Source organism: Bradyrhizobium sp. USDA 3240 (genome assembly GCF_054063295.1).
The window spans coordinates 353,829-376,134 of the sequence record NZ_JBSSGD010000002.1 but is presented as its reverse complement, the minus strand read 5'-3'; the positions used below and the strand labels follow the sequence as shown (position 1 = coordinate 376,134).

The following is a 22,306-nucleotide window of genomic DNA, read 5'->3' as shown; positions in this document are numbered from 1 at the left end:
CCTGCGAGGGCAGTCGCCGGTTGCTGCCTATTTTTCCATCGATCGTTTGCTGCTGGAACGTGCAATGGAGCGCGAAGCCGTTCCGGCCGCAGATCGAAGTAGCAGTGCTTTCAAAACGTTACGCGGCACGCTTTCGTGGCACGAATCTTGTTTCAATTTGGCTAGAAATCGTGCCGGAACCCGTCGCTGAGGTTCCGGCCTGGGGACCCATGGGAAGGGCTGGCCGCGATGAGGCTAGTCGCCGTCATTCTCCAGCCATCCGCGCACCACGGCCTTCGCCGCGCCGCCGAGCAGGGGGCGCTTGTGCCTCGCGTCCGGCCTGATGCCGCGCCGACTTCGGCGCAAATGCCCCGGAGCGTGCTGCGCCCATTCCGAACACCAGCATTTCTTGTGATGGGAGGACGATGATGGAGTCTACGACATACACGCGCCCGAAGCTCGTGAGAATCCTGGTTGCGCTGCTGGGAGTGGCGTTTCTTTGCCTGTTGTTCAGCGACCTTGCGCTGGCTGAGGATGCGGCGGCGCCGCCGGCCTGCGGCGGCAAGATCCTCGAGAAGTGCACGCCGAATTCCGGTGACACCGCCTGGATGCTCACGTCAGTCGCGCTCGTCCTGATGATGACGATCCCGGGGCTCGGCTTGTTCTATGGCGGCATGGTGCGCAAGAAGAATGTCGGCGACACGGTGATGACCAGCTTCGCCGTGACCTGCCTGGTCACGATCTTGTTTGCCGTCGTCACCTACAGCCTGGCGTTTCGTGCCGGCACGCCGTTTATCGGCGGTCTGGATCGCCTGTTCCTCAAGGACATCCTGAGCGACATCGGCAAAGGTGGCATCGGCAATCCCAATCCACTCGCCGCGACCATCCCTGAGTCGGTTTACATCTGCTTCCAGATGACGTTCGCCATCATCACGCCGGCGCTGATTGCCGGCGCGTTTGCCGAGCGGATGAAGTTCTCGGCGATGCTCTGGTTCATCGGGCTGTGGGCGATCTTCGTCTATGCGCCGATCGCACATTGGGTCTGGGGGCCCGACGGGATCTTCTCGGCGGGCAACGACGCTGCGTATGTCAAGGTTCTCGATTTCGCCGGTGGCACCGTGGTGCACATCAATGCGGGCGTGGCGGGCCTGATGTGCGCCATCATGCTCGGCAAGCGCGTCGAGACCGGGCCGGCGCACAACATGGTGCTGACCTTCATCGGCGCCTCGCTGCTGTGGGTCGGCTGGTTCGGCTTCAACGCCGGCTCCGCCGTCACGGCCGGAATGCAGGCGGGCATGGCCATGCTGGTGACCCAGATCGCGACAGCAGTGGCGGGCTTCACCTGGATGCTGGTGGAGTGGGCATTGAAGGGCAAGCCGACCGTCGTGGGAATCTGCTCCGGTGCCGTCGCGGGCCTCGTCGCGATCACGCCGGCCTCCGGCTTCGTCGGGCCGGTCGGCGCGTTCGCCATCGGCATCGCCGCCGGCGTCTGCTGCTACTGGGGCTGCACCGGCTTGAAGCGCATGTTCAGCTACGATGACGCGCTGGACTGCTTCGGCGTCCATGCCCTCGGAGGCATCGTCGGGGCGCTGCTGACCGGGGTGTTCGCGGTCGAGCAGTATGGTGGTACGGCTGGCGTTCTGGAGGGAAATCCCGGGCAGTTCATCAATCAATGCATCGGCGTCGCGACGGTTTTCGTGTATGATGCCGTCGTGAGCCTGATCATCCTGTTCGTGATCAATCTCTTCGTCGGGCTTCGCGTGACGCGCGACATCGAGCGCGAAGGGTTGGATCTGGCACTGCACGGCGAGGTCGTGCAGTAGACTTGGCGGCATTCCGCGCAAGCCGGCGATCGCCGGCTGGCGCGGATCAAAGCTGTTCGAGGTGATCCGATGAACTGGTTCTATTGGAACACAGCGTGGTCGCTGTTCTTCAGCCTCGTTTGGTTCATGACCATCACACACAATCCGGATGCAGAGATCGCGGACGCGCATCTGCGCGATGAGGCGTTCAAGGGCTAGCTCCGGTAGTAGCGCCACATCCTGAGGAACGTCCGGTGGATTTCGTCGGGCGTCCGATCGAATGGCTCGAGACTGACGCGGACCACGCCACGGTGGTCCATGCGCCACGGCAAGCGCATCAAGAGCCGATAGGCCGGCCGCTTGCGCCAATCGGCCACCAGCGCGCTGCCGAGCGGCCCATCGAGTGCGATCTGCAATTCGTGAACGGTCATCGCGCGCTCGGCGATCTCGACGAGATCGATGCGCGTGATGGCGCGCCAGCGGATCAGCCCGAAGGCCTGGATGAAGATGCCGTACTGGTTGGCCCCGATGGTCGGACGACCCGCCTCCAGCAGGGGGATGTTGTAATAGGTGAAGCCGCCTGCTGCCGCCGCCGGCGCCAGCCAATACAGCGCGCCGGTGATCCAGCTCGCGGTCAGGAAGATCGCGGCGAGGGCTGCCGTGACATAGACCGGAAAGTAGGTGTCCTCGCGGCCGTAGGCGACCGAGTAGCCGCCGACGTTTCCCTCGTCCAAGCTTGCGATCATCTGAGCCCTGCGCCCGGGACTTGTCCGGGAATCATGCGGGATGACGCTAGGCTACAAAGCAAAAACGGGGCCGCGAGGGCCCCGTTTTGAAACGTCAGAAGCAGGCGATCTTACTTGATCTTGGCTTCCTTGAACTCGACGTGCTTGCGCGCGACCGGGTCGTACTTCTTCTTGACCAGCTTGTCGGTCATGGTGCGCGAATTCTTCTTGGCGACGTAATAGAAGCCGGTATCGGCCGTCGACACGAGCTTGACCTTGATGGTGACCGCTTTGGCCATGTGCAAAACCTCGAAAATGCAGGGATATCGGGAGCCGGCCAAATCGGCCCGCGTTTGGCCGGGAAACTAGCCAGAAACCACCCAAAGTCAAGGATTTCCAAGCCAAAACCACCCCGATTCCGAGCCGATTACCCCCCGAAGAACTGATTTTTGGGCCGCGGCAGGCCCAAATTCTCACGCAGGGTCCGACCTTCGTACTCGGTGCGGTAAATCCCGCGCTTCTGCAGTTCCGGCACCACCTTGTCGACGAACTCGAACAGGCCCTGCGGCAGATAGGGGAACATGATGTTGAAGCCGTCGCTGCCGCGGCCGGTCAGCCATTCCTCCATCTGGTCGGCAATGGTCTGCGGCGTGCCGACGAAGGCGAGCCCGCCATAGCCGCCGACGCGCTGGGCGAGCTGGCGCACGGTGAGCTTGTCGCGCGCCGCGACATCGACGAGGCGTTGCCGGCCGCTCTTGCTGGCATTGGTCTCCGGGATCGGCGGCAATTGCCCGTCGGGATCGAAGGCGGACGCATCGGTGCCGAGGACCACCGAGAGCGAGGCGATCGCGCTGTCGTAATGCACGCGGCTGTCGAGCAGCGCGCGCTTCTCTTTTGCTTCCTCGACGCTGTCGCCGACCACCACGAAGGCGCCGGGCAGGATCTTCAGATGCTCGGGATCGCGGCCGATCTTCTCCATGCGGCCCTTGATGTCGGCATAGAGCTTCTGTCCATCCGCAAGGCTGCCGCCGCCGGTGAACACGGCCTCCGCGGTCTCGGCCGCAAGCTGCCTGCCGTCGTCGGATGCGCCGGCCTGCACGATGACCGGCCAGCCCTGCACGGGGCGGGCGATGTTCAGCGGGCCGCGCACCGAGAGATACTTACCCTTGTGGTTGAGCACATGCATCTTGTCGGGATCGACGAACAGCCCGGACTCGACATCGCGCACGAACGCATCGTCGGCGAAGGAATCCCAGAGGCCGGTGACGACATCGTAGAACTCGCGGGCGCGCCTGTAGCGCTCGGCGTGCTCCATGTGATCGTCGAGGCCGAAATTCAGCGCCGCGTCCGGATTGGACGTGGTGACGATATTCCAGCCGGCGCGGCCGCCGGAGATGTGATCGAGTGAGGCGAAGCGCCGCGCGACGTGATAGGGCTCATCGAAAGTGGTCGAGCCGGTCGCGATCAGGCCGATATTCTCGGTGACGGCCGCGAGTGCCGACAGCAGCGTGAACGGCTCGAACGAGGTCACGGTGTGGCTGCGCTTCAGCGCGTCGATCGGCATGTTCAGCACGGCCAGATGGTCGGCCATGAAGAAGGCGTCGAACTTGCCGGCCTCGAGCTTGCGGATCAGCGTCTTGATGTGGTCGAAGTTGAAATTGGCGTCGGGCCAGGCCCCGGGATAGCGCCAGGCGCCGGTGTGGATGCTGATCGGCCGCATGAATGCGCCGAGCTTGAGTTGACGCTTCGCCATTGCCCCGTTCCGTTCTTGATGTCGTTAGCGGAACAGATAGGGAGGCTGGGCGGCAACGCCATGAGGGTCCTCAAGAAGAATCTTGCAATCTGGGCGACGAGCAGAGGATATTTTCAACCCGGCACCTTTGTCATCGGGGAGGGGGACATGGTCTATCCGGGAAGGCTGTTGCTGATCGCGGGCGTTCTGGTCGCGATGGTGCTCTGCGTTGGAAGCCCGGCGCGGGCGCAGATCGTTGCGATCGGCGCCAGCAACGTCGCAGGAAAGGGCGTCAGCAGTTCGGAAGCCTGGCCGGCCCAGCTCGAGGGGATGCTCGCCGCGAAGGGCCGAAGCGTTCACGTGACCAACGCGGGGATATCAGGCGATACCAACGCGGGCATGCTGGCCCGGCTCGACTCCGCGGTCCCCGAAGGGACCAGGATCGTGCTGCTCGACCGCCGCGGCGGCGGCTGGAATGCGCGTCGACGCGGGCAGGGAGATCAGAATGCCGAACTGGCTGCGATCGAGGCTCGGCTGCACAGCCGGCACATCCGCGTGATCCCGATGTGGTGGAATGAGGTGCTGCGCAATTATCTCCAGCCGGACCAGATTCACTTCACGGCGGAGGGACACAGGGTGGTCGCAGCGCACATGCTGCCCGCGGTGATGAGTGCGGTGCGCTGAGCTGACGCTGCGTCCTGTCGTGCTGGGGTCACGCCCCCAGCACGTCCTTCTGCATCTTGCCGCCGTAGAAATGGAAGAACGGCACCGGCGCGTCGTGATGAAGCGGGCCGGTGGCGAGGCGGCAATCGAGCTCGGCGAGCACGTTCTTGGTCATGGCGTGCGCGTCCGCGAGCGGCTCGGAGCCGATCTCGACCCACACGAGCTCGACCAGCTCGGCATCGGCATGCACCACGCCTTCGACACGATGCGCGATCGTCGAGGCGTCGGCGGTGAAGAAGCGCGTGTCGAAGCGGCGGACGCGGCCGGGCGGCGTGATCGCACGCGCGATCAGGAACAGGCCGGACGGATCGGGCAGCAGACCAGCATCGGTGAACGGCGCCCAGGGGCCGTCGAGCTTCGTCGTCTTCTCGACCTTGCGGCCGAGGCAGAGCCCGGTCTCTTCGCAGGCTTCGCGGATCGCGGCGTTGGCGAGCGCACGCGCGCGGCCGGGCGTGATCTTCGGGCTGCCCTTCAACAGATTGGCTTCGAGCTCCGGCGTGATCGGAGCCGCGACCGGTACGCGGTTGTCGGCCTTGTCGACGCGGCCGCCGGGGAAGACGAACTTGCCGGGCATGAACACGACCTTGTCGTGGCGCTTGCCGACCAAGACCTTCGGCTTGGCGCCGGAGCGATCGATCAGGATCAGCGTCGCCGCATCCTTCGGCCGGAAGTACGCGTGGTGATCGGCTTCCTTGTCGCCCTGGTGGACGACGGCGGCGGGTGCGGCAGCTTCAGTCATTTCATCCCTTTCATTTCTTCTTGGTGGCCGGTTTAGCTAGACCGGCGGGATGTCGCTAGGGGGATTCTCGTCAAAGCCATGCATGCGCAGGGCCCATTGCAAGCCGATCACGGCTCCCTTCACCGGCTGCAATAGCGCCAGCGATGCGAACAGCGTGAACGGCAGATAGATCGCTAGTTGCAGCCACACCGGCGGCGAATAGTCGGTCTCGATCCACAGCGCGGTCGGTACCACGATATGGCCGACAATGACGATGACGAGATAAGCGGGCAGATCGTCGGCGCGATGCGGCGTGAAATCGAGATCGCAGACCGGGCAATGGCCGTCGCATTTGAGAAACTTGCGGAACAGCCGGCCTTTTCCGCAACGCGGACAACGGCTGCGGAACCCGCGCTTCATCGCGGTCCACACGTCGCGCTTCTCGGGCTCCGCCGCGTCGCGAGTCCAAACCACCGTAGGCGGTGTCACTTCCATGACTTGCCTCGCTTCGATTTGCCGGACTTCTGCTTCGCCGGCTTGCGATCCTTCTTGTTGCGCGCCTTCCGTTCCTTGTGTGCCTTCTTGCCGGACCCCTTGCCTAGTCCTTTATTTGGCCCCTTGCCAAATCCCGCGCTGCGGCGCTCGGTTCCGACGCCCTCGCGTTTTCTGCCGCGCGGAATTGGCTGACCTTCGGATAATAGCTCAAAACGCAGCGCGCCCGCCACCGGCGCGGCCTCGACCAGCCGCACGTCGACGACGTCGCCGAGCCGATACATCGCGCCGCTGCGCGTGCCGATCAGCGCGTGGCGGGTTTCGTCGTAATTGAAATACTCGCTGCCGATGGTGCGGATCGGGATCAGGCCGTCGGCGCCGGTGTCGTCGAGCTTCACGAACAGGCCGGCGCGCGTCACGCCGGAGATGCGGCCCTGGAACGAAGCGCCGACCTTGTCGGCGAGGAAATGCGCGATCAGCCGGTCGGTGGTCTCGCGCTCCGCCTTCATCGCGCGTCGCTCGGTGACGGAAATCTGCGCGGCGATCTCGGCCAGCGTCTCGACGCTCTCGTCGGTCGGCAAGGCACCTTCGCCAAGGCCGAGTGCGCGGATCAGTGCGCGATGCACGATCAGATCGGCGTAGCGGCGGATCGGCGAGGTGAAGTGCGCGTAGCGGCGCAGGTTCAAGCCGAAATGGCCGTAGTTCTCGGCGGAGTATTCGGCCTGCGCCTGCGAGCGCAGCACGACCTCGTTGACCAGCGGCTCGTAATCCTCGCCGGAGACCTGTGCCAGCACACGGTTGAACTGGGCGGGACGCAGCGCGCCCTGCTTGGTGAAGGGCAGGTCGAGCGTCTTGAGAAATTCCTGGAGGTTGTGCACCTTCTCCTGGCTCGGCTCGTCATGCACGCGGTAGATCAGCGGCAGCGCCTTCTTCTCCAGCATCTCGGCGGCGGCGACGTTGGCGAGGATCATGAATTCCTCGATCAGCCGGTGCGCATCGAGCCGCTGCGGCACGATCACCCGATCGACGGTGCCATCGCCCTTCAGCAGTATCTTGCGCTCGGGCAGATCGAGATCGAGCGGATCGCGCTCGTTGCGTGCGAGCTTGACGAGTTCATAGGCCGACCACAGCGGCTTGAGGATCGGATCGAGCAGGGGACCGGTGGTGTCGTCGGGCCTGCCGTCGATCGCGGCCTGCGCCTGCGCGTAAGCGAGCTTCGCCGCCGAGCGCATCAGCACGCGATGGAAGGTGTGCGAGCGCTTGCGGCCGTCGGAGCCGATCACCATGCGCACCGCGAGCGCACCGCGCGGCTCGCCCGGCACCAGCGAGCAGAGATTGTTGGAGATGCGCTCGGGCAGCATCGGCACCACGCGATCGGGGAAATACACCGAGTTGCCGCGCTGGAGCGCGTCGCGGTCGAGCGCCGAGCCGGGCCGCACATAGAAGGCGACGTCGGCGATCGCGACGTGGACGATGAAGCCGCCCTTGTTGTTCGGATCGGAATCGATCTCGGCATGCACGGCGTCGTCGTGGTCCTTGGCGTCAGGCGGATCGATGGTGACGAGCGGCACGTCGCGCCAGTCCTCGCGGCCTTGCAAGGTCGCGGGTTTTGCTTCCTCGGATTCGCGTACGGCGGCGGCGGAGAACACCTGCGGGATGTCGTGGGTGTTGATCGCGATCAGGCTGATCGCCTTCTCGCTCGCGATCGAGCCGAGCCGCTCCTTGACCCGGGCGGAGGCAAGCCCGTAGCCGCGGGTGCGGATCAGGTCGACGCTGATGAGGTCGCCGTCCTCGGCATCGCCGCTGTCGGCCTTGGCGATGTTGAGCTCGCGCCCGGCCTGCTTCTTGTCGACCGGGATCAGGCGCCCGCCGCCATCGGGGTTCTTGCGGAAGATGCCGAGGATGCGACTGCGCCCGTGGTCGATCACCTTGATGACGCGGCCGCGATAGGGCGTGTCGTCGTTCTCGTCGGTCACCTCGACGTGGAGAAGCGCGCGGTCGCCGACGCCGGCAGTGGTGCCGGGCTTCGGCCGCCGCGGCGTCTCGATGCGGATTTTCGGGGCGATGCCGTCGTCCGAGTCCCACTCGGCGGGGGTGGCGATCAGCTCGCCGTCGCTGTCGCGGCCGGTGATGTCGGCGAGCACGGTCGGCGGCAGCGCCGCCGGCTCGTGGATCTTGCGGCCGCGCTTGGCGACCGTGCCGTCGTCGGCGAGTTCGCGCAGGATCCGCTTCAACTCGATGCGGTCGGCGTTCTTCAGGCCGAACTCGCGCGCGATCTCGCGGGTGCCGACCTTGCCTGGATTGGCGCGAATGAAGGCGACGATGGCGTCCCGGCCCGGAAAGCCATGGTCGGGTTTTCGTTTCACTTATCCTCTTGCCTTGCCGGCGCTCTTCTTTGCGGGCGCTTTCGCGGGTGCCGATGACTTTGCAGGCGAGGTCTTGGCACCGGAGGCGACCGGCGCGCGCGCCTTGCTGGTCGCATCCGCTTTCGGCTTCGCAGCCGCCTTCTTCGACGCAGCCTTCTTGGCAGGCTTGGCCTCGGCGTCGCCGTCGGTCTCTTCAGACGTTGTCTTTTCAGATTTGGCTTTCTTGGCCTTGGCAGGCTTTTCCGCCTTCGCCTTCTTGGCCTTCTTGCCGCCGCCCTTGGCCGCGCGCTCGTCGATCAGCGCGATCGCTTCCGGAAGCGTGATCTCGTCCGGGGTGCGATCGCTCGGGATCGTTGCGTTGACGCCACCGGCCGCGACATAGGCGCCGTAGCGGCCGTTCTTCAGCGCGACGGCGCCGAGCGTCGGGTGGTCGCCGAGCGGCTTGCCCGGATCGGCGCCGAAGCGGCGGCCGCTCGGGCCCTTGGCGATCTTCTCCGCGATCAGCGTGACGGCGCGGTTCAAGCCGATATCGAACACCTCGTCGCCGGCCTCGAGGCTGGCATAGGTCTTCTCGTGCTTCACGAACGGCCCGAACCGGCCGAGGCCGGCGGTGATCGGCTCCCCGGTTTCCGGATGCTTGCCGATCTCGCGCGGCAGCGACAGCAGCTTCAGCGCCAGTTGGAGATCGACATCGCCAGGCGAGGTGCCCTTTGGAATGCCGGCGCGCTTCGGCTTCTCGCCTTCTGCGTAATCTTTCTGCTCGCCGAGCTGGATGTAGGGGCCGAACCGGCCGGCCTTCACCGTGACGTCGAACCCGGTGTCGGGATCGGTGCCGAGCACGCGATCGGCGCTCTCGGCGCTGTCGGCCGCGAGCGGGCGGGTGTAGCGGCATTCCGGATAGTTCGAGCAGCCGACGAAGGCGCCGAACTTGCCGGCCTTGAGGTTGAGCCGGCCGGTGCCACAGGTCGGGCACTGCCTGACGTCGCCGCCGTCCGCGCGCGGCGGATAGATATGCGGGCCGAGCATCTCGTCGAGCGCATCGAGCACCTCGGAGACGCGCAGGTCCTTGATGTCGTTCACCGCACCGGTGAAGCCGCTCCAGAAATCCTTCAGCACCTGCTGCCAGGAGATCTCGTTGTTGGAGACGCGATCGAGCTGTTCCTCGAGGTCGGCGGTGAAGTCGTATTCGACGTAGCGCGAGAAGAAGTTCTCCAGGAACGCGACCACGACGCGGCCCTTGTCCTCGCCGTGCAGCCGCTTCTTCTCAAGCTTGACGTAGCCGCGGTCCTTCAGCACCTGCAGGATCGAGGCGTAGGTCGAGGGACGGCCGATGCCGAGCTCTTCCATCCGCTTCACCAATGATGCTTCCGAGAAACGCGGCGGCGGCTCGGTGAAGTGCTGGGTGACAGCAAGGCTCTGGCGCTTCACCGCCTCGCCCTGGCTCATCGCGGGCAGGCGGCGTGAATCCTCGTCCTCCTCGTCGTCGCGGCTTTCCTGGTAGAGCGCGAGGAATCCGTCGAACTTGATGACCTGGCCGGAGGCGCGCAGCTCCAGCACACGGGCGCCGGCCTTGGCCTCGATGTCGACGGTGGTGCGCTCGAGTTCGGCCGATTCCATCTGGCTCGCAATGGTGCGCTTCCAGATCAATTCGTAGAGCCGCGCCTGGTCGGCATCGAGCCTGCGGCCGATGGTGGCCGGGCGACGCGACAAATCGGTCGGGCGGATCGCTTCGTGCGCTTCCTGCGCGTTCTTGGCCTTGGCCTGGTACTGGCGTGGGGCATCCGGCACATAGGCGTTGCCGTAATCCTCGCCGATCACCTTGCGGGCCTGGGTGATCGCGGACGGATCGATCTGCACGCCGTCGGTTCGCATATAGGTGATGAGACCGGTGGTCTCGCCGCCGATGTCGATGCCCTCATAGAGCCGCTGCGCGATGCGCATGGTGTGCGCCGGCGCGAAGCCGAGCTTGCGGCTGGCTTCCTGCTGCAGGGTCGAGGTGGTGAAGGGCGCCTGCGGATTGCGCCGCGCCGGCTTGGCTTCGACGGTCGCGACCTTGAACAGCGCGGCCTCGATCGCCTTCTTGAAGTCCTCGGCTTCCGCGCCGGAGCCGATGTCGAGCCGCGCGATCTTCTTGCCGTCGGCGCCGACCAGCCGCGCCTCGAAGGCGTCGCCGCGCGGCGTCAGCAGCGTCGCGACCAGCGACCAGTACTCCCGGGGCACGAACTTCTCGATCTCGAGCTCGCGGTCGCAGACCAGCCGCAGCGCGACCGACTGCACGCGGCCGGCGGAGCGGGCGCCGGGCAGCTTGCGCCACAGCACGGGCGAGAGCGTGAAGCCGACTAGATAGTCCAGTGCGCGTCGCGCCATATAGGCGTCGACCAGCGCGCCATCGATCTGGCGCGGCGCCTTCATGGCGTCGGTGACCGCCTGCTTGGTGATGGCGTTGAACACGACGCGCTCGACCTTCTGGTCCTTCAGTGCGCGCTTCTCCTTCATCACCTCCAGCACATGCCAGGAGATCGCTTCGCCCTCGCGATCGGGGTCGGTTGCGAGAATCAGGCGGTCGGCCCCCTTGAGCGCCTTGGCGATGTCGTTCAGCCGGCCGGCGGCCTTGGCATCGACCTCCCAGATCATCTGGAAATTGGCGTCCGGATCGACCGAACCATTCTTGGCCGGGAGGTCACGAACATGGCCAAACGACGCCAGGACCTCGTAGGAGGACCCCAGATATTTGTTGATCGTCTTGGCCTTGGCAGGCGACTCCACAATGACGATATTCATGTCATTCCAATGGCTTATGGGAAAACTTGAAGGTGGGTTCCGCTAGACTCGCGGCCCGCCGTGTCGGGGCGAACATGGGTGCTGGGGCGGTCGGTGTCAAATCGCCAGATATTGAAGGGAGGGCTCAAGCTGTGGAGTCTCTATCCCAAGGGTTGAAAAATACGTCCTAGAGTTGCGCCCGGAAACGGCGTATCTCTTTATATATAGGGTGGGAATCGGATTAGGCCTTTTGAGCAGCACAGGGGGCGGGCGCAAGCCCAAGCGGTCCGGCCGACGGCGACCGGAGGGCGACGAGCCAGATGGGGAGCCAGGTGGGGAGGGCGGCCCGGATGACGCCCTGGTCCTGATCGCAGCGGCCGCGACCGAGCTCGCCAAACTCGCCCAGCGCCACAAGTTCGAAGTCCTCGACCATCTGCTCGCGATGACCCGCCTTGAGGCCGACGAGCAATTGCGCGCGCGTAGCCGAAGGAAGCTGTCGTGAGGGCATGACAGGGCCGGCCTTGCATCAGGGCTCTCTCCATTCGCCAGGACGACGGCGAGGATGGGTCTCATTCGCTACGACGCGCCGTGATCTGCGCACCTCATCTCGGTGTCATCGCCCGGCTCGACCGGGCGATCCAGTATTCCAGAGGCAGGAGTGCTTGAACTGAGAAGCCGCGGCGTACTGGATCGCCCGGTCCATGTGCGCAATTGCGCACAGGCCGGGCGATGACAGTTGTGGATGAGGCCAAGCTTCGCGCTCTCGCGACGATGACGAAGGATGGCGTTTACGCCGATACGCGCCGCGCGCGCTTCACGGCGGGCCGCGGCTTCAACGTTGTATCGGCCGCACCCAACACGCGCCCGTCCTGCGACAACAGCGCGAGCTTCTTCACCGGCTTGCCCTTGTCGCGGTCGACCATGATGGTCGCGATCTCGTCCGGATGGTCGTCGAACTCCTCGGTCCACTGCCGGAGCGCGACCAGGATCGGAAAGATGCCGTGGCCCTTCGGCGTCAGGACATATTCCTGATAGGCGCTGCCGTCGGAGGCGGGGACCGTCTTCAGGATGCCGCGCTCGACCAGTGTGCGCAGCCGGGTGGTGAGGATGTTCTTCGCAAGCCCGAGGCTGGCCTGGAATTCGCCGAAGCGGCGCCGGCCGAGGCTGGCGTCGCGGATGATCAGGAGCGACCACCAGTCGCCGAACACGTCGAGCGCGCGGGCCACCGGACAGCTGTCGCCTGCAAGGCTGGTTCGTTTCACGACGCACGCTCCGAAAGTTGGGCCATCACGGTCTTGTGTGGTTGCAATATTAAACCTGATGCCCTAGGTAGGCAACGAAGTTTAATAATGCAACCAACTGGAGGCGGACATGAGATTGGCGAACAAGACGGCGTTGATCACCGGCGGCAACAGCGGCATCGGGCTTGCGACAGCAAGGCTGTTCGTCGCCGAAGGCGCCAAGGTCGTCATCACCGGGCGCAACAAGGAGACGCTCGCGGCGGCGGCACGGGAGCTCGGGCCGAACGCGTTCGCGGTGGTGGCTGACGCCACCGATGTCGCTGCGCTGGAAGCCGCGGTGAAGCAGGGCGCGGAGAAGTTCGGCAAGTATGACGTGCTGTTCGCCAATGCCGGCATTCCCGGCCAGACGCCGGTTGGCGGCACCACGCTCGCCGCATTCGAAAATGTGATCCGCACCAATCTCACCGGCGTGTTCTTCACCGTGCAGGCGGTCGCGCCTTATCTGAACGACGGCGCGTCCATCATCCTCAACGGCTCGGTGATTTCCGTGCTCGGCAATCCCGGCTATTCGGCCTATGCGGCGAGCAAGGCCGGTGTGCGCGCGATGGCGCGGGTGATGGCCTCAGAGCTGTCGCCGCGCAACATCCGCGTCAACGTGGTGGCTCCGGGCGCTGTGCGTACGCCGATCTGGGGCGCGGCGATCGCAACGCCCGAGGCCGAGAAGGCGTTCGAGCAGCGCATCGGCAAGTCCACGCCGCTCGGACGCATCGGTGAACCCGATCACATCTCGAAGACCGTGCTGTTCCTCGCGTCCGACGACGCGGCGCATGTGCAAGGGCAGGAACTGTTCATCGATGGCGGTGCAACGGCATCGCCTGCGGGCGCGCCGATCTATCGCGGCTAGTTTGTTTCGCATTGTAACGAACGGCCGGTGTGAAGCAGTTCACACCGGCCGATTTCGCGCGCGACTACTATCGCGCGTATTGAACCTTTGACGTACTCGCCGGACTCCTGAATGGGCGGGAATTTTTTCACCACGGAATCATTTTGGAGTTCCTTCATGCCGAAAGCAGCCCGCATTGCGACGCCGATCCCGGTTTCGTCTACGTCCGAAAATGAAAATTCAGACTCAGCGCAGTTTGTGACGGTCGCGCTGTTTTCCGGCATCGGTCTGTTGATCTCGCTCGTCGCCGTCATCTTCGGCATTCAAGGCGCCTGGTTCTGACGTCATCCACCCGAAGCGCCCTGCCGCCACCGAGGTGACGGCAGGAATGTGATCACGTCAGGCGGCGTTCAGGCTGCCGGCGGCCTGGAGCGCGCCTGCAACGGCCTTCTCGCGATGCTCGGGACCGACCTGGATGCCGTCGGCGGGGATCAGCTCGAGATTCTTGACGCCGATGAAGCCGAACACCCCGCGCAAATAGGTCTCGAGGTGCTCGAGCGCGGCCATCGGCGTGTCGGCGCCATAGTAGCCGCCGCGCGAGATCGCGATGACGACGCGCTTGTTGCCGGCCAATCCCTCAACGCCGGCGGCGCCATATTTGAAGGTCTTGCCTGCGACCACGACGCGGTCGATCCAGGCCTTGAGCTGGGAGGGAATGGTGAAATTGTACATCGGTGCGCCGATCACGACGATGTCGGCGCCAAGGAACTCGTCGAGAACCGCCTGTCCGGTCGCGATGTCATCGCGCACCGACGGGTCTGGTGCCGCGCCCTGGCCGGCGGCGAGGTGCAGGCCGGAGAGGTGGGCGAGCGGGGTCTGGGTGAGATCGCGGTAGCTCACGACCAGGCCCGGATTGGCCTGGCGCAGCCGCTCGACAGCGGCGGCAGAGACTTGGCGGCTGACGGAGTGGGGGCCGAGGACCGAGGAGTCGATGTGCAGAAGTTTCATGGCTGGGGTCACCTTTGGTATAGGTTTGTAACTGGCGCTATATGAGTGACTGCCCTAAATGTCCGCAAGAACGCACATTTTTGAAACCCGAGCACAGCAATGAGACCTGAGAACATCCATGTGACTGCTCCGCCGCGGCCGAGTCCCGACCACAGCGATTGCCGTGCGGTCGCCTCCGTGCTGGCGCGGGTCGGCGACAAATGGAGCGTGTTCGTGATCATGATGCTGATGGAGGGGCCGAAGCGCTTCAACGAGCTGAAGCGCATGATCAACGGCATCTCGCAGCGGATGCTGACGCTCACGCTGCGCGGGCTCGAGCGCGATGGCCTGGTGACGCGCACGGTGTTTCCGACCATTCCGCCGCGGGTCGACTACGAGCTCACGGACCTTGGCCGCGGCCTGGCGAAGCCGGTGAAGGCGCTCGGCGAATGGGCCTTCGCGCATCTGCCGGAGATCGAGGGCGCGCGGACACGGTTTGACGGACGCAACGAGTAGGGAGTGTTATCCGTCACCCTGAGGAGCGCGCTCTTGCGCGCGTCTCGAAGGGTCGACGGCCACCAGCCGGGCCGTGCATCCTTCGAGACGCCTGCTGCGCAGGCTCCTCAGGATGACGGTGACGGATTGGAATAAGTCACCCAAGCTGCCGCGTCAGATCATCGACACCAGTCCGCCGCCGTGACGCTCGAGCCTGCCGGCGAGCTCCAGCTCCAGCAGTACCGCGCGGACGACCGCGGGCGAGACATCGGCCATCCGGATCAGATCGTCGAGGCTGATCGGGCTCGGTCCGAGCAGATTGATGATGCGGGCGCGATCGGACGCATCGGTGACAAAATCCATCGGCTCGTCATCTTCGCGGGCGGACAGCATGACGGGCCGCTCCATGATCGGCGTGACCGCGTTGATGACATCGGCGGCTTCGGTGACCAGCGTGGCGCCTTGCTTGATCAAATCGTTGGCGCCGGCGGCGCGCGGATCGATCGGCGAGCCCGGCACCGCGAACACCTCGCGGCCCTGTTCGGCGGCCATCCGCGCCGTGATCAGCGAGCCCGAACGGTGCGCGGCCTCCACCACCACGACGCCGAGCGATGCGCCCGAGATCAGCCGGTTGCGGCGCGGGAAGTCGCGCGCCCGCGGCACGTGGCCGAGTGGCATCTCCGAGATCGCCGCGCCGCGCGCAAGCAGGGCAGCGAGCAAATCCTCATGCTCCGGCGGATAGATTCTGTCATGGCCGCCGGCCAGCACGGCCACCGTGCCGCTTGCAACGGTTGCGCGATGCGCCGCCTGGTCGATGCCGCGGGCAAGGCCCGAGATCACGACAAAGCCGGCATCGCCGAGATCGCGCGCCAGCTGGCCTGCAAATTTCAGCCCGGCGCCGGAGGCATTGCGCGAGCCGACGATCGCGATCATCGGGCGCATCAGCGTGTCGCGCGCGCCGCGCACGGCAAGCAGCGGCGGCGCGTCGTCGATGGTGGCAAGCCGCGCCGGATAGTGGACTTCCTCCGGCGCGACGAGGTCGATGCCGAACTTGGCACAGGCCGCCAGCTCCGCGGCGGCATCGGCCTCGCTCGTGATGCGCCCGGGTCCCGATGCGCCGCCGCGGCGCGCGAGATCCGGCAGGCGCTCCAGCGCATGCGCCGCATCGCCAAAATGGCGGAGCAGCGATGCAAAGGTGCGCGGGCCGACATTGTCGGAGCGGATCAACCGGAGCCGGTTGAGCCGTTCGGTGTCGGTCAGTTCAGTGGTGCTGGGAGACCGGTCATGCATGCGGGGGCCAGCTTCGCCCAACCTGGGATTGTGATCAACTGCGACGTTGGCGCAGCGACGCGCGACGCGCTACAAGCGCTTGCCAAGAAGCCGTCAAGAAACAGGAAGTCTGCCGATGATTTCGCTTGCCGATCTCCAACGCCGCATCGCCTCCGGCGAATTGTCCGCCGATGCCGCTATCATGCAAACGCAGGACGCCATCGCGGCGCAGGACAAGACCATCGGTGCATTCGTCCGCCACGACGAGAAGGCGCGTGCGCAAGGTGCCGGGCCGCTGCACGGCATTGCTGTCGGCATCAAGGACATCATCGATACCGCCGGTTTCCCGACCGAGATGGGGGCTGCGATCTATCGCGGCCATCAGCCGCGGGCCGATGCGCCGGTGGTGATGGCGCTGAAGCAGGCCGGCGCCACCATCATCGGCAAGACCACGACCACCGCGTTCGCGGCGAACGATCCGACCGCAACGCTCAATCCGCACAATCACGCGCACACGCCGGGCGGATCATCGTCGGGCTCGGCAGCCGCGGTCGCCGCCGGGATGATCCCGCTGGCATTGGGCACGCAGACCGGTGGATCGGTGATCCGGCCGGCGTCATTCTGCGGCGTCGCCGCGATCAAGCCGAGCTACCGGCTGTTGCCGACCGTCGGGGTGAAGTGTTTTTCGTGGACGCTGGATACCGTCGGGCTGTTCGGCGCCGGCGTGCGCGACGTCGCGCTGGGGCTGGCTGCGATGACCAGGCGGCCTGACCTGGTCGTGCCGTCTGCCGTCGCGGCGCCGCGCATCGGCGTGGTGACGCAGGCCTTCGCCGGCGCGCCGGAACCATCCGGCGCGGAGGCGTTGCAGAAGGCCGCGCGGGCGGCGGAGCAGGCGGGCGCAACCGTGAGCGAGCTTGCGATATCAGAGATCATCGCCGAGGCGTGGCGGATCCATCCGGTGGTGCAGGAGTTCGAGGCACACCAGTCGCTCGCCTGGGAGTATGGCCAGAACTACGATGCGATGCCGCCGCTGCTGCGCGGCCGGCTCGACGAGAGCAAGGGCGACACGCCCGCCGAGTACGACGCAGCGATGGACGTCACGCTGCGCGCGCGGCAGGCGCTGTCAGCGATTTTTGGCGAGGTCGATGTGCTGTTGACGCTGTCAGCGCCGGGCGCCGCGCCGAACGGCTTGGCCTCGACCGGCGATCCCCGCTACAACCGGCTCTGGACGTTGATGGGCGTGCCCTGCGTCAACGTGCCGACGCTGACTGCCGAGGGCGGACTGCCGGTCGGCGTGACCGTGATCGCGGGTTTTGGTGATGACGCGAAGGCGCTGGCGGCGGCGAGTTTTGTCGAGGACGCGCTGAGGAAATAACCGCCGTCATTCCGGGGCTCGCGAAGCGAGAACCCGGAATCCATTTCACAGCGAAGATGCGGCCCAATGGATTCCGGGATCGATGCTGCGCATCGCCCCGGAATGACGGAGAGAGTTATTTCTTCTCGCCGATCTTGCCTTCGGTGCCGGCCTGCAGGCGCTTGATGTTCTCGCGGTGCGTGTAGAACAGCAGCAGCGTCAGCACGGCGAACAGCGAGGCGAGCGCGTTGTGGCCGAACCACCACAGGAACAGCGGCGTCACGAACGCGGCGATCAGCGCCGACAGCGACGAGTAGCGCGTAGTGGTGGCGGTGCCGATCCAGATCACGGCGAAGATCAGCGCCGCCGGCCAGAACAGGCCGAGCAGTACGCCGATATAGGTCGCGACGCCCTTGCCGCCGCGGAATCTGAGCCAGACCGGGAAGAGGTGGCCGAGGAATGCGCCGAGCGCCGCGAGCATCGCCGCGTTCGGGCCGTCGATCGAGCCCGCGATGATGACGGCGACCGTGCCCTTGAGCATGTCGCCGATCAGCGTCGCCGCGGCGAGGCCCTTGTGGCCGGTGCGCAGCACGTTGGTGGCGCCGATATTGCCCGAGCCGATGGTGCGCAGATCCTGCGTGCCGGCGAGCCTGGTGAGGATCATGCCGAACGGGATCGAACCCAGGAGATAGCCGATCAGGAAGGCGACCAGCAGCATCGCGTCAGCGGACATCGCGGTGGCTCCCCGGACGGTCGGTTAGGTCCATTTTGGACAATCCCGTCAATGAAATATTAACCATCGATCCGCACCATCACCTTGGAAATGAGGGAGCTTATCATGGCTTCTGTTCGCAGGCGGCTGGAGCAGGTTTTCTTTGTGGTTTACGTCGCGGCCATCGTCGTTGGAACGACGATGGAAGCGATGTCGCAACTCGCGGCGCGCTGAGTTCCGCGCCGACTTAGACGTGTTCGTACACCGTCCGTCCGCCGACGATCGTCCGGGTCACGCGGCCCGAGAAGCGGGCGTCGTCGAACGGCGTATTCTTGCATAGTGATTTGAGGTCGTCGCGGTCGAGCACCCAGGGGGTGTCGGCGTCGATCACGATCACGTCGGCCGGGGCGCCGGCGCGCAGCGTGCCGCCGGGCAGGCCGAGCAGTTCCGCCGGCCGTGTCGACATCGCCCGGATCAGCGTCTTGAAGTCCATCTCGCCATTGTGGATCAGCCGCAGTGCTGCCGGCAGCATGGTCTGCAGGCCGACCGCGCCGCTCGCCGCTTCCGCGAACGGCAGCCGCTTGACCTCGACGTCCTGCGGATTGTGATCGCTCATCACGACGTCGATCAGCCCGGAGGCGAGGGCTTCGACCAGCGCCTTGCGGTCCTCCTCGGTGCGCAGCGGCGGCGCCAGCTTGAGGAAGGTGCGGTACGGGCCGATGTCGTTCTCGTTCAGCGTGACGTGGTTGATCGAGACCGAGGCCGAGACGTGGAGCCCGTTGTCGCGGGCACGCTTGAGGATTTCCAATGACTCGATCGAGGTCAGCGACGCCGCGTGATAGCGGCCGCCGGTCAGCCCCGCGAGCCGCATGTCGCGCTCGAGCATGATCGCCTCGGCGGCGGTCGGGATCCCGGCGAGCCCGAGCCGCGTGGCGAATTCGCCCTCGTTCATCACGCCTTCGCCCACCAAATGCGGGTCCTCGGTGTGATGCACGATCAGCGCGTCGAAATCGCGGGCATAGGTCAGTGCGCGTCGCATCACCTGGGCGTTGGTGACGCTGCGGTCGCCATCGGTGAATGCGACGGCGCCGGCGGCCTTCAACAGGCCGATCTCGGTCATCTCCTGCCCTTGCATGCCCTTGGTCAGCGCCGCCATCGGGTGGATGTTGACGATCGCGGTATCGCGGGCGCGGCGCAGCACGAAATCGACGGTCGCCGAATTGTCGATGACCGGCGAGGTGTCGGGCTGGCAGATGATGGTGGTGATGCCGCCGGCGGCGGCGGCCTGGCTCGCGGATGCAAAGGTCTCGCGGTGGCTGGCGCCGGGTTCACCGACGAAGGCGCGCATGTCGATCAGGCCGGGGGCCACGATCTTGCCGGCGCAATTGACGATGTCGGTGCCTTCGGGGACGCCGGCGGCGCCGATGCCGCGCTTGGCGTCACGGATCACGCCGTCGGCGATCAGGACGTCGCCCGGACCGTCGAAGTCGCGGGACGGATCGATGACGCGGGCGTTGGCGAGCAGGATGGGGCGGCGGTCAGTCAGCATGGCGTCACGCGTTCGGCAGGTTGCGGGCGAGCGCTTCGAGCACTGCCATGCGCACCGCCACACCCATTTCGACTTGTTCACGGATCAGCGATTGCGCGCCGTCGGCGACGAAGGTGTCGATCTCGACACCGCGGTTCATCGGGCCCGGATGCATCACCAGCGCATCGGGCTTGGCGTATGCGAGCTTCTTTTGGTCGAGGCCGAAATAGTGGAAATACTCCTGGCTCGACGGCACGAAGGAGCCATTCATGCGCTCGCGCTGCAGCCGCAGCATCATCACGATATCGGCGCCGTTCAGCCCCTCGCGCATGTCGCGCGCGACCTCGACGCCCATCCGCTCGATGCCGCGCGGCAGCAGCGTGGAGGGGCCCACCACGCGGACGCGGGCGCCCATGGTGTTGAGCAGGAAGATGTTGGAACGCGCCACGCGCGAATGCAGCACGTCGCCGCAGATCGCGATCGTCAGCCCCTCGAGCCGGCCCTTGTTGCGGCGGATGGTCAGCGCATCGAGCAGCGCCTGGGTCGGGTGTTCGTGGGCGCCGTCGCCGGCATTGATCACGGAACCGTCAACCTTGCGCGCCAGCAGCTCGACCGCGCCGGAGGCGTGGTGGCGCACCACCAGGATGTCGGGGTGCATCGCGTTCAGCGTCACCGCGGTGTCCATCAAGGTCTCGCCCTTGCGGGTCGACATCGATGACACCGACATGTTCATGACGTCGGCGCCCAGGCGTTTTCCGGCGATCTCGAACGAGGACTGGGTCCGGGTCGAGGCCTCGAAGAACAGATTGACCTGGGTACGGCCGCGCAGACTGGCGCGTTTCTTGTCGACCTGGCGGTTGAGCTCGACATACTCCTCGGAGAGGTCGAGCAGGCCCGTGATGTCGTCAGCGGAAAGGCCCTCGATGCCCAGCAGATGCCGGTGACCGAGGACAAAAGTCGATTTCAATGATGGGGTCATTAAAGCGAGAGCTATAGGCGCGGATGGCCGGTGGGGCAAGCGCGAAGAGGGCCCGCAGGAGTTTTCCCCGAGTAAGATGGGGCGGGGTTTCTCCGCGGACATGCCCGGGCTTGTTGCGATCTGTCCGGGCCTTGCTTTTGCTGGTTTTTCGGGAACAAGACGTGCACGGCCGGGCCCGGGCGGAGCATAGGCGAGGTGGTCCTTGGACGGCCATGCAGGCAAGACAGCGGAGCGAGAATTCGTGAAAATCGCCGTGATCGCATTGCTGGTCTTCGGGGTGATCTTGGGGGCGATCTCTTCCGCCTTCGCTCAGGGCCTGCCCGGCGGCTTCGTGTTCCTGCGTGAGATCGATCCGACCATCATCCAGGACATCCGCTACGCGACCTCCAACAATTTCATGGGGCGGCCGATCGCGGGCTATGGCGCGCCGGATTGCGTGGTGAAGCGGGATGTGGGGCTACGGCTCAAGGCCGTGCAGCAGGAACTAGCGCGGCAACGCCTGTCGCTGAAGATGTTCGATTGCTACCGGCCGGCCCGCGCGGTCGCCGACATGGTGGCGTGGTCGAGGAACGGCAAGGAGACCGCCGCCGAGCGGCGCTACAACCCGGCGTTCTCGAAGACGGATCTGTTCCGCCTCGGCTACATCGCCACGCATTCGGGGCATTCGACCGGCGCCGCGGTCGATCTCACGCTGGTTGACCTGACCGCGGACAATTCGCGCAAGTTCGATCCGGCCAAGGACTATGCCGACTGCACCGCGCCGGTCGCCGCGCGCGCCCCCGAGGGCAGCGTCGACATGGGCACCGGCTATGACTGTTCCGACGTGAAGGGCCATACCGCCTCCGGCGCGATCACACCGGCGCAGAAGCGCTGGCGCAACCTTCTGGTCGCGGCGATGGCTCGCCAGGGGTTTGCCAACTATTCAAAGGAATGGTGGCATTTCTCGCTGCCGGGAGCGAGCGCGGCAGCCTATGATTTCCCGATCGCGCGGGCGCGCTAGTGCAGGATTTTCTTCAAATCCGGGACATTTTCGTAAGACAAGGCTTGCCATCGCAAAAGTAGCCGAATGCGCTTTCAACACTCCTTAATTGTGGCCGTATGAAGTGCGGGCATTGCGGGAGCAGAAAACATGCGTTGGGCTGTTGTCATTGTTGCCGTCGGTGCGTTCGGCATCGCGATCTACGACCAGTACGACAAGGGCGCGAACTATCAGCGCGTCGATGCGCGCATCAGCAGCGTCAATGACCAGTGCTATCTGGAAAAGGTCGAGCGCGGCGTCGTCACCAAGACGACGTTCACGTCGGACCTCACTCGCTGCGAAACCGCCGAGCTGCTGCGGAAGGAGCATCCGAAGTGGCAGGGCTATCACGTGATGCACAAGATCGAGGTGCGCGTCGTGTATGTCTCGCCGGTCGATGGCGTCTCGCACCAGTCGAGCCTGGAGATGTCGTACTTCCCCAGCGGCAAGCCGCTGCGCGCCGGTGAGGTTTTTCCCGTACTGGCCTCCAAGACCAAGGCAGACAAGACGCGCATGATCTGACCGTCACTGAGGATGGGAGTT

23 protein-coding genes are annotated in these 22,306 nt (G+C 65.4%); 10 read left to right on the top strand and 13 right to left on the bottom strand.

Features of this window, described 5'->3' with window-relative positions:
• Positions 1-404 precede the first annotated feature (404 nt).
• Both ACVIGA_RS02305 and ACVIGA_RS02300 read left to right on the top strand, forming a co-directional pair.
• The gene (locus ACVIGA_RS02305; protein WP_456665140.1) at positions 405-1,802 is read left to right on the top strand and encodes an ammonium transporter; all 1,398 of its coding nucleotides are present in this window, start codon (positions 405-407) and stop codon (positions 1,800-1,802) included.
• 69 nt (positions 1,803-1,871) lie between these two features.
• Positions 1,872-2,000: a hypothetical protein gene (locus tag ACVIGA_RS02300; protein WP_256520374.1), complete on the top strand. Its 129-nt coding sequence runs from the start codon at positions 1,872-1,874 to the stop codon at positions 1,998-2,000.
• Here ACVIGA_RS02300 and ACVIGA_RS02295 read toward each other — a convergent pair.
• The 3 genes from ACVIGA_RS02295 to ACVIGA_RS02285 all read right to left on the bottom strand — a co-directional run bounded on the left by ACVIGA_RS02295 (position 1,997) and on the right by ACVIGA_RS02285 (position 4,259).
• On the bottom strand, positions 1,997-2,527 hold the full coding sequence (locus tag ACVIGA_RS02295) for a hypothetical protein (RefSeq protein ID WP_456665139.1): 531 nt from the start codon (positions 2,525-2,527) through the stop codon (positions 1,997-1,999). The genes ACVIGA_RS02300 and ACVIGA_RS02295 overlap by 4 nt on opposite strands.
• Positions 2,528-2,637: 110 nt before the next feature.
• Positions 2,638-2,805: a 50S ribosomal protein L33 gene (gene rpmG / locus ACVIGA_RS02290; protein ID WP_018271988.1), complete on the bottom strand. Its 168-nt coding sequence runs from the start codon at positions 2,803-2,805 to the stop codon at positions 2,638-2,640.
• Between the two features lie 128 nt (positions 2,806-2,933).
• The gene (locus ACVIGA_RS02285) at positions 2,934-4,259 is read right to left on the bottom strand and encodes an LLM class flavin-dependent oxidoreductase (protein ID WP_456665138.1); all 1,326 of its coding nucleotides are present in this window, start codon (positions 4,257-4,259) and stop codon (positions 2,934-2,936) included.
• Between the two features lie 147 nt (positions 4,260-4,406).
• Here ACVIGA_RS02285 and ACVIGA_RS02280 point away from each other — a divergent pair, with 147 nt between their 5' ends.
• Positions 4,407-4,922, top strand: a complete 516-nt coding sequence (locus tag ACVIGA_RS02280) for an SGNH/GDSL hydrolase family protein (protein ID WP_223967517.1) — start codon at positions 4,407-4,409, stop codon at positions 4,920-4,922.
• 28 nt (positions 4,923-4,950) lie between these two features.
• Here the strand turns inward: ACVIGA_RS02280 and ACVIGA_RS02275 are convergent, their stop codons facing one another.
• The 4 genes from ACVIGA_RS02275 to topA are packed head-to-tail and all read right to left on the bottom strand — an operon-like array spanning position 4,951 to position 11,318.
• Positions 4,951-5,700, bottom strand: coding sequence for an NUDIX hydrolase (locus ACVIGA_RS02275; RefSeq protein WP_456665137.1), 750 nt, complete (start codon positions 5,698-5,700; stop codon positions 4,951-4,953).
• A 36-nt stretch (positions 5,701-5,736) separates the two neighbouring features.
• The gene (locus ACVIGA_RS02270; RefSeq protein WP_456665136.1) at positions 5,737-6,174 is read right to left on the bottom strand and encodes a DUF983 domain-containing protein; all 438 of its coding nucleotides are present in this window, start codon (positions 6,172-6,174) and stop codon (positions 5,737-5,739) included.
• Entirely contained in the window at positions 6,165-8,537 is a 2,373-nt protein-coding gene (rnr, locus tag ACVIGA_RS02265; RefSeq protein WP_456665135.1) for a ribonuclease R, read from the bottom strand. Before rnr ends, ACVIGA_RS02270 begins: the two co-directional genes overlap by 10 nt.
• Positions 8,538-11,318 carry a type I DNA topoisomerase gene (topA, locus tag ACVIGA_RS02260; protein ID WP_456665134.1) on the bottom strand — a complete coding sequence of 927 codons (2,781 nt, stop codon included), beginning with the start codon at positions 11,316-11,318 and terminating at the stop codon, positions 8,538-8,540. It abuts the gene before it with no gap.
• A gap of 229 nt (positions 11,319-11,547) precedes the next feature.
• Here topA and ACVIGA_RS02255 point away from each other — a divergent pair, with 229 nt between their 5' ends.
• Positions 11,548-11,799, top strand: a complete 252-nt coding sequence (locus tag ACVIGA_RS02255; protein ID WP_456665133.1) for a hypothetical protein — start codon at positions 11,548-11,550, stop codon at positions 11,797-11,799.
• A gap of 286 nt (positions 11,800-12,085) precedes the next feature.
• Here the strand turns inward: ACVIGA_RS02255 and ACVIGA_RS02250 are convergent, their stop codons facing one another.
• Complete coding sequence (locus tag ACVIGA_RS02250) at positions 12,086-12,559, bottom strand: winged helix-turn-helix transcriptional regulator (RefSeq protein WP_223967523.1); 474 nt, start codon at positions 12,557-12,559, stop codon at positions 12,086-12,088.
• 109 nt (positions 12,560-12,668) lie between these two features.
• On the opposite strand from ACVIGA_RS02250, the gene ACVIGA_RS02245 reads away from it, so the two are divergent.
• Together ACVIGA_RS02245 and ACVIGA_RS02240 are read left to right on the top strand one after the other, a co-directional pair.
• Positions 12,669-13,442 (top strand): SDR family NAD(P)-dependent oxidoreductase, encoded by a 774-nt coding sequence (locus tag ACVIGA_RS02245; protein WP_375775093.1) that lies wholly within the window; start codon positions 12,669-12,671, stop codon positions 13,440-13,442.
• 156 nt (positions 13,443-13,598) lie between these two features.
• The gene (locus tag ACVIGA_RS02240) at positions 13,599-13,763 is read left to right on the top strand and encodes a hypothetical protein (RefSeq protein ID WP_456665132.1); all 165 of its coding nucleotides are present in this window, start codon (positions 13,599-13,601) and stop codon (positions 13,761-13,763) included.
• A gap of 57 nt (positions 13,764-13,820) precedes the next feature.
• Here ACVIGA_RS02240 and ACVIGA_RS02235 read toward each other — a convergent pair whose 3' ends face one another.
• Positions 13,821-14,429, bottom strand: a complete 609-nt coding sequence (locus ACVIGA_RS02235) for an FMN-dependent NADH-azoreductase (protein ID WP_456665131.1) — start codon at positions 14,427-14,429, stop codon at positions 13,821-13,823.
• Positions 14,430-14,528: 99 nt separating this feature from the next.
• Between ACVIGA_RS02235 and ACVIGA_RS02230 the strand changes: the two genes are divergently transcribed.
• Positions 14,529-14,924 (top strand): winged helix-turn-helix transcriptional regulator, encoded by a 396-nt coding sequence (locus tag ACVIGA_RS02230; protein ID WP_342711596.1) that lies wholly within the window; start codon positions 14,529-14,531, stop codon positions 14,922-14,924.
• Positions 14,925-15,077: 153 nt separating this feature from the next.
• Here ACVIGA_RS02230 and dprA read toward each other — a convergent pair whose 3' ends face one another.
• Positions 15,078-16,193 (bottom strand): DNA-processing protein DprA, encoded by a 1,116-nt coding sequence (gene dprA, locus ACVIGA_RS02225; RefSeq protein ID WP_456665130.1) that lies wholly within the window; start codon positions 16,191-16,193, stop codon positions 15,078-15,080.
• Between the two features lie 115 nt (positions 16,194-16,308).
• Here dprA and ACVIGA_RS02220 point away from each other — a divergent pair, with 115 nt between their 5' ends.
• Entirely contained in the window at positions 16,309-17,547 is a 1,239-nt protein-coding gene (locus ACVIGA_RS02220) for an amidase (RefSeq protein ID WP_456665129.1), read from the top strand.
• 115 nt (positions 17,548-17,662) lie between these two features.
• Here ACVIGA_RS02220 and plsY read toward each other — a convergent pair whose 3' ends face one another.
• The 3 genes from plsY to ACVIGA_RS02205 form a co-directional block, all read right to left on the bottom strand.
• On the bottom strand, positions 17,663-18,259 hold the full coding sequence (gene plsY / locus ACVIGA_RS02215) for a glycerol-3-phosphate 1-O-acyltransferase PlsY (RefSeq protein ID WP_456665128.1): 597 nt from the start codon (positions 18,257-18,259) through the stop codon (positions 17,663-17,665).
• A gap of 226 nt (positions 18,260-18,485) precedes the next feature.
• Positions 18,486-19,787 (bottom strand): dihydroorotase, encoded by a 1,302-nt coding sequence (locus tag ACVIGA_RS02210; protein WP_456665127.1) that lies wholly within the window; start codon positions 19,785-19,787, stop codon positions 18,486-18,488.
• Between the two features lie 4 nt (positions 19,788-19,791).
• On the bottom strand, positions 19,792-20,745 hold the full coding sequence (locus ACVIGA_RS02205) for an aspartate carbamoyltransferase catalytic subunit (protein ID WP_456665126.1): 954 nt from the start codon (positions 20,743-20,745) through the stop codon (positions 19,792-19,794).
• 247 nt (positions 20,746-20,992) lie between these two features.
• Between ACVIGA_RS02205 and ACVIGA_RS02200 the strand changes: the two genes are divergently transcribed.
• Together ACVIGA_RS02200 and ACVIGA_RS02195 are read left to right on the top strand one after the other, a co-directional pair.
• Positions 20,993-21,745 (top strand): M15 family metallopeptidase, encoded by a 753-nt coding sequence (locus ACVIGA_RS02200; RefSeq protein WP_456670722.1) that lies wholly within the window; start codon positions 20,993-20,995, stop codon positions 21,743-21,745.
• A gap of 129 nt (positions 21,746-21,874) precedes the next feature.
• Positions 21,875-22,285 carry a hypothetical protein gene (locus ACVIGA_RS02195; RefSeq protein WP_223967532.1) on the top strand — a complete coding sequence of 137 codons (411 nt, stop codon included), beginning with the start codon at positions 21,875-21,877 and terminating at the stop codon, positions 22,283-22,285.
• Positions 22,286-22,306: the final 21 nt, after the last annotated feature.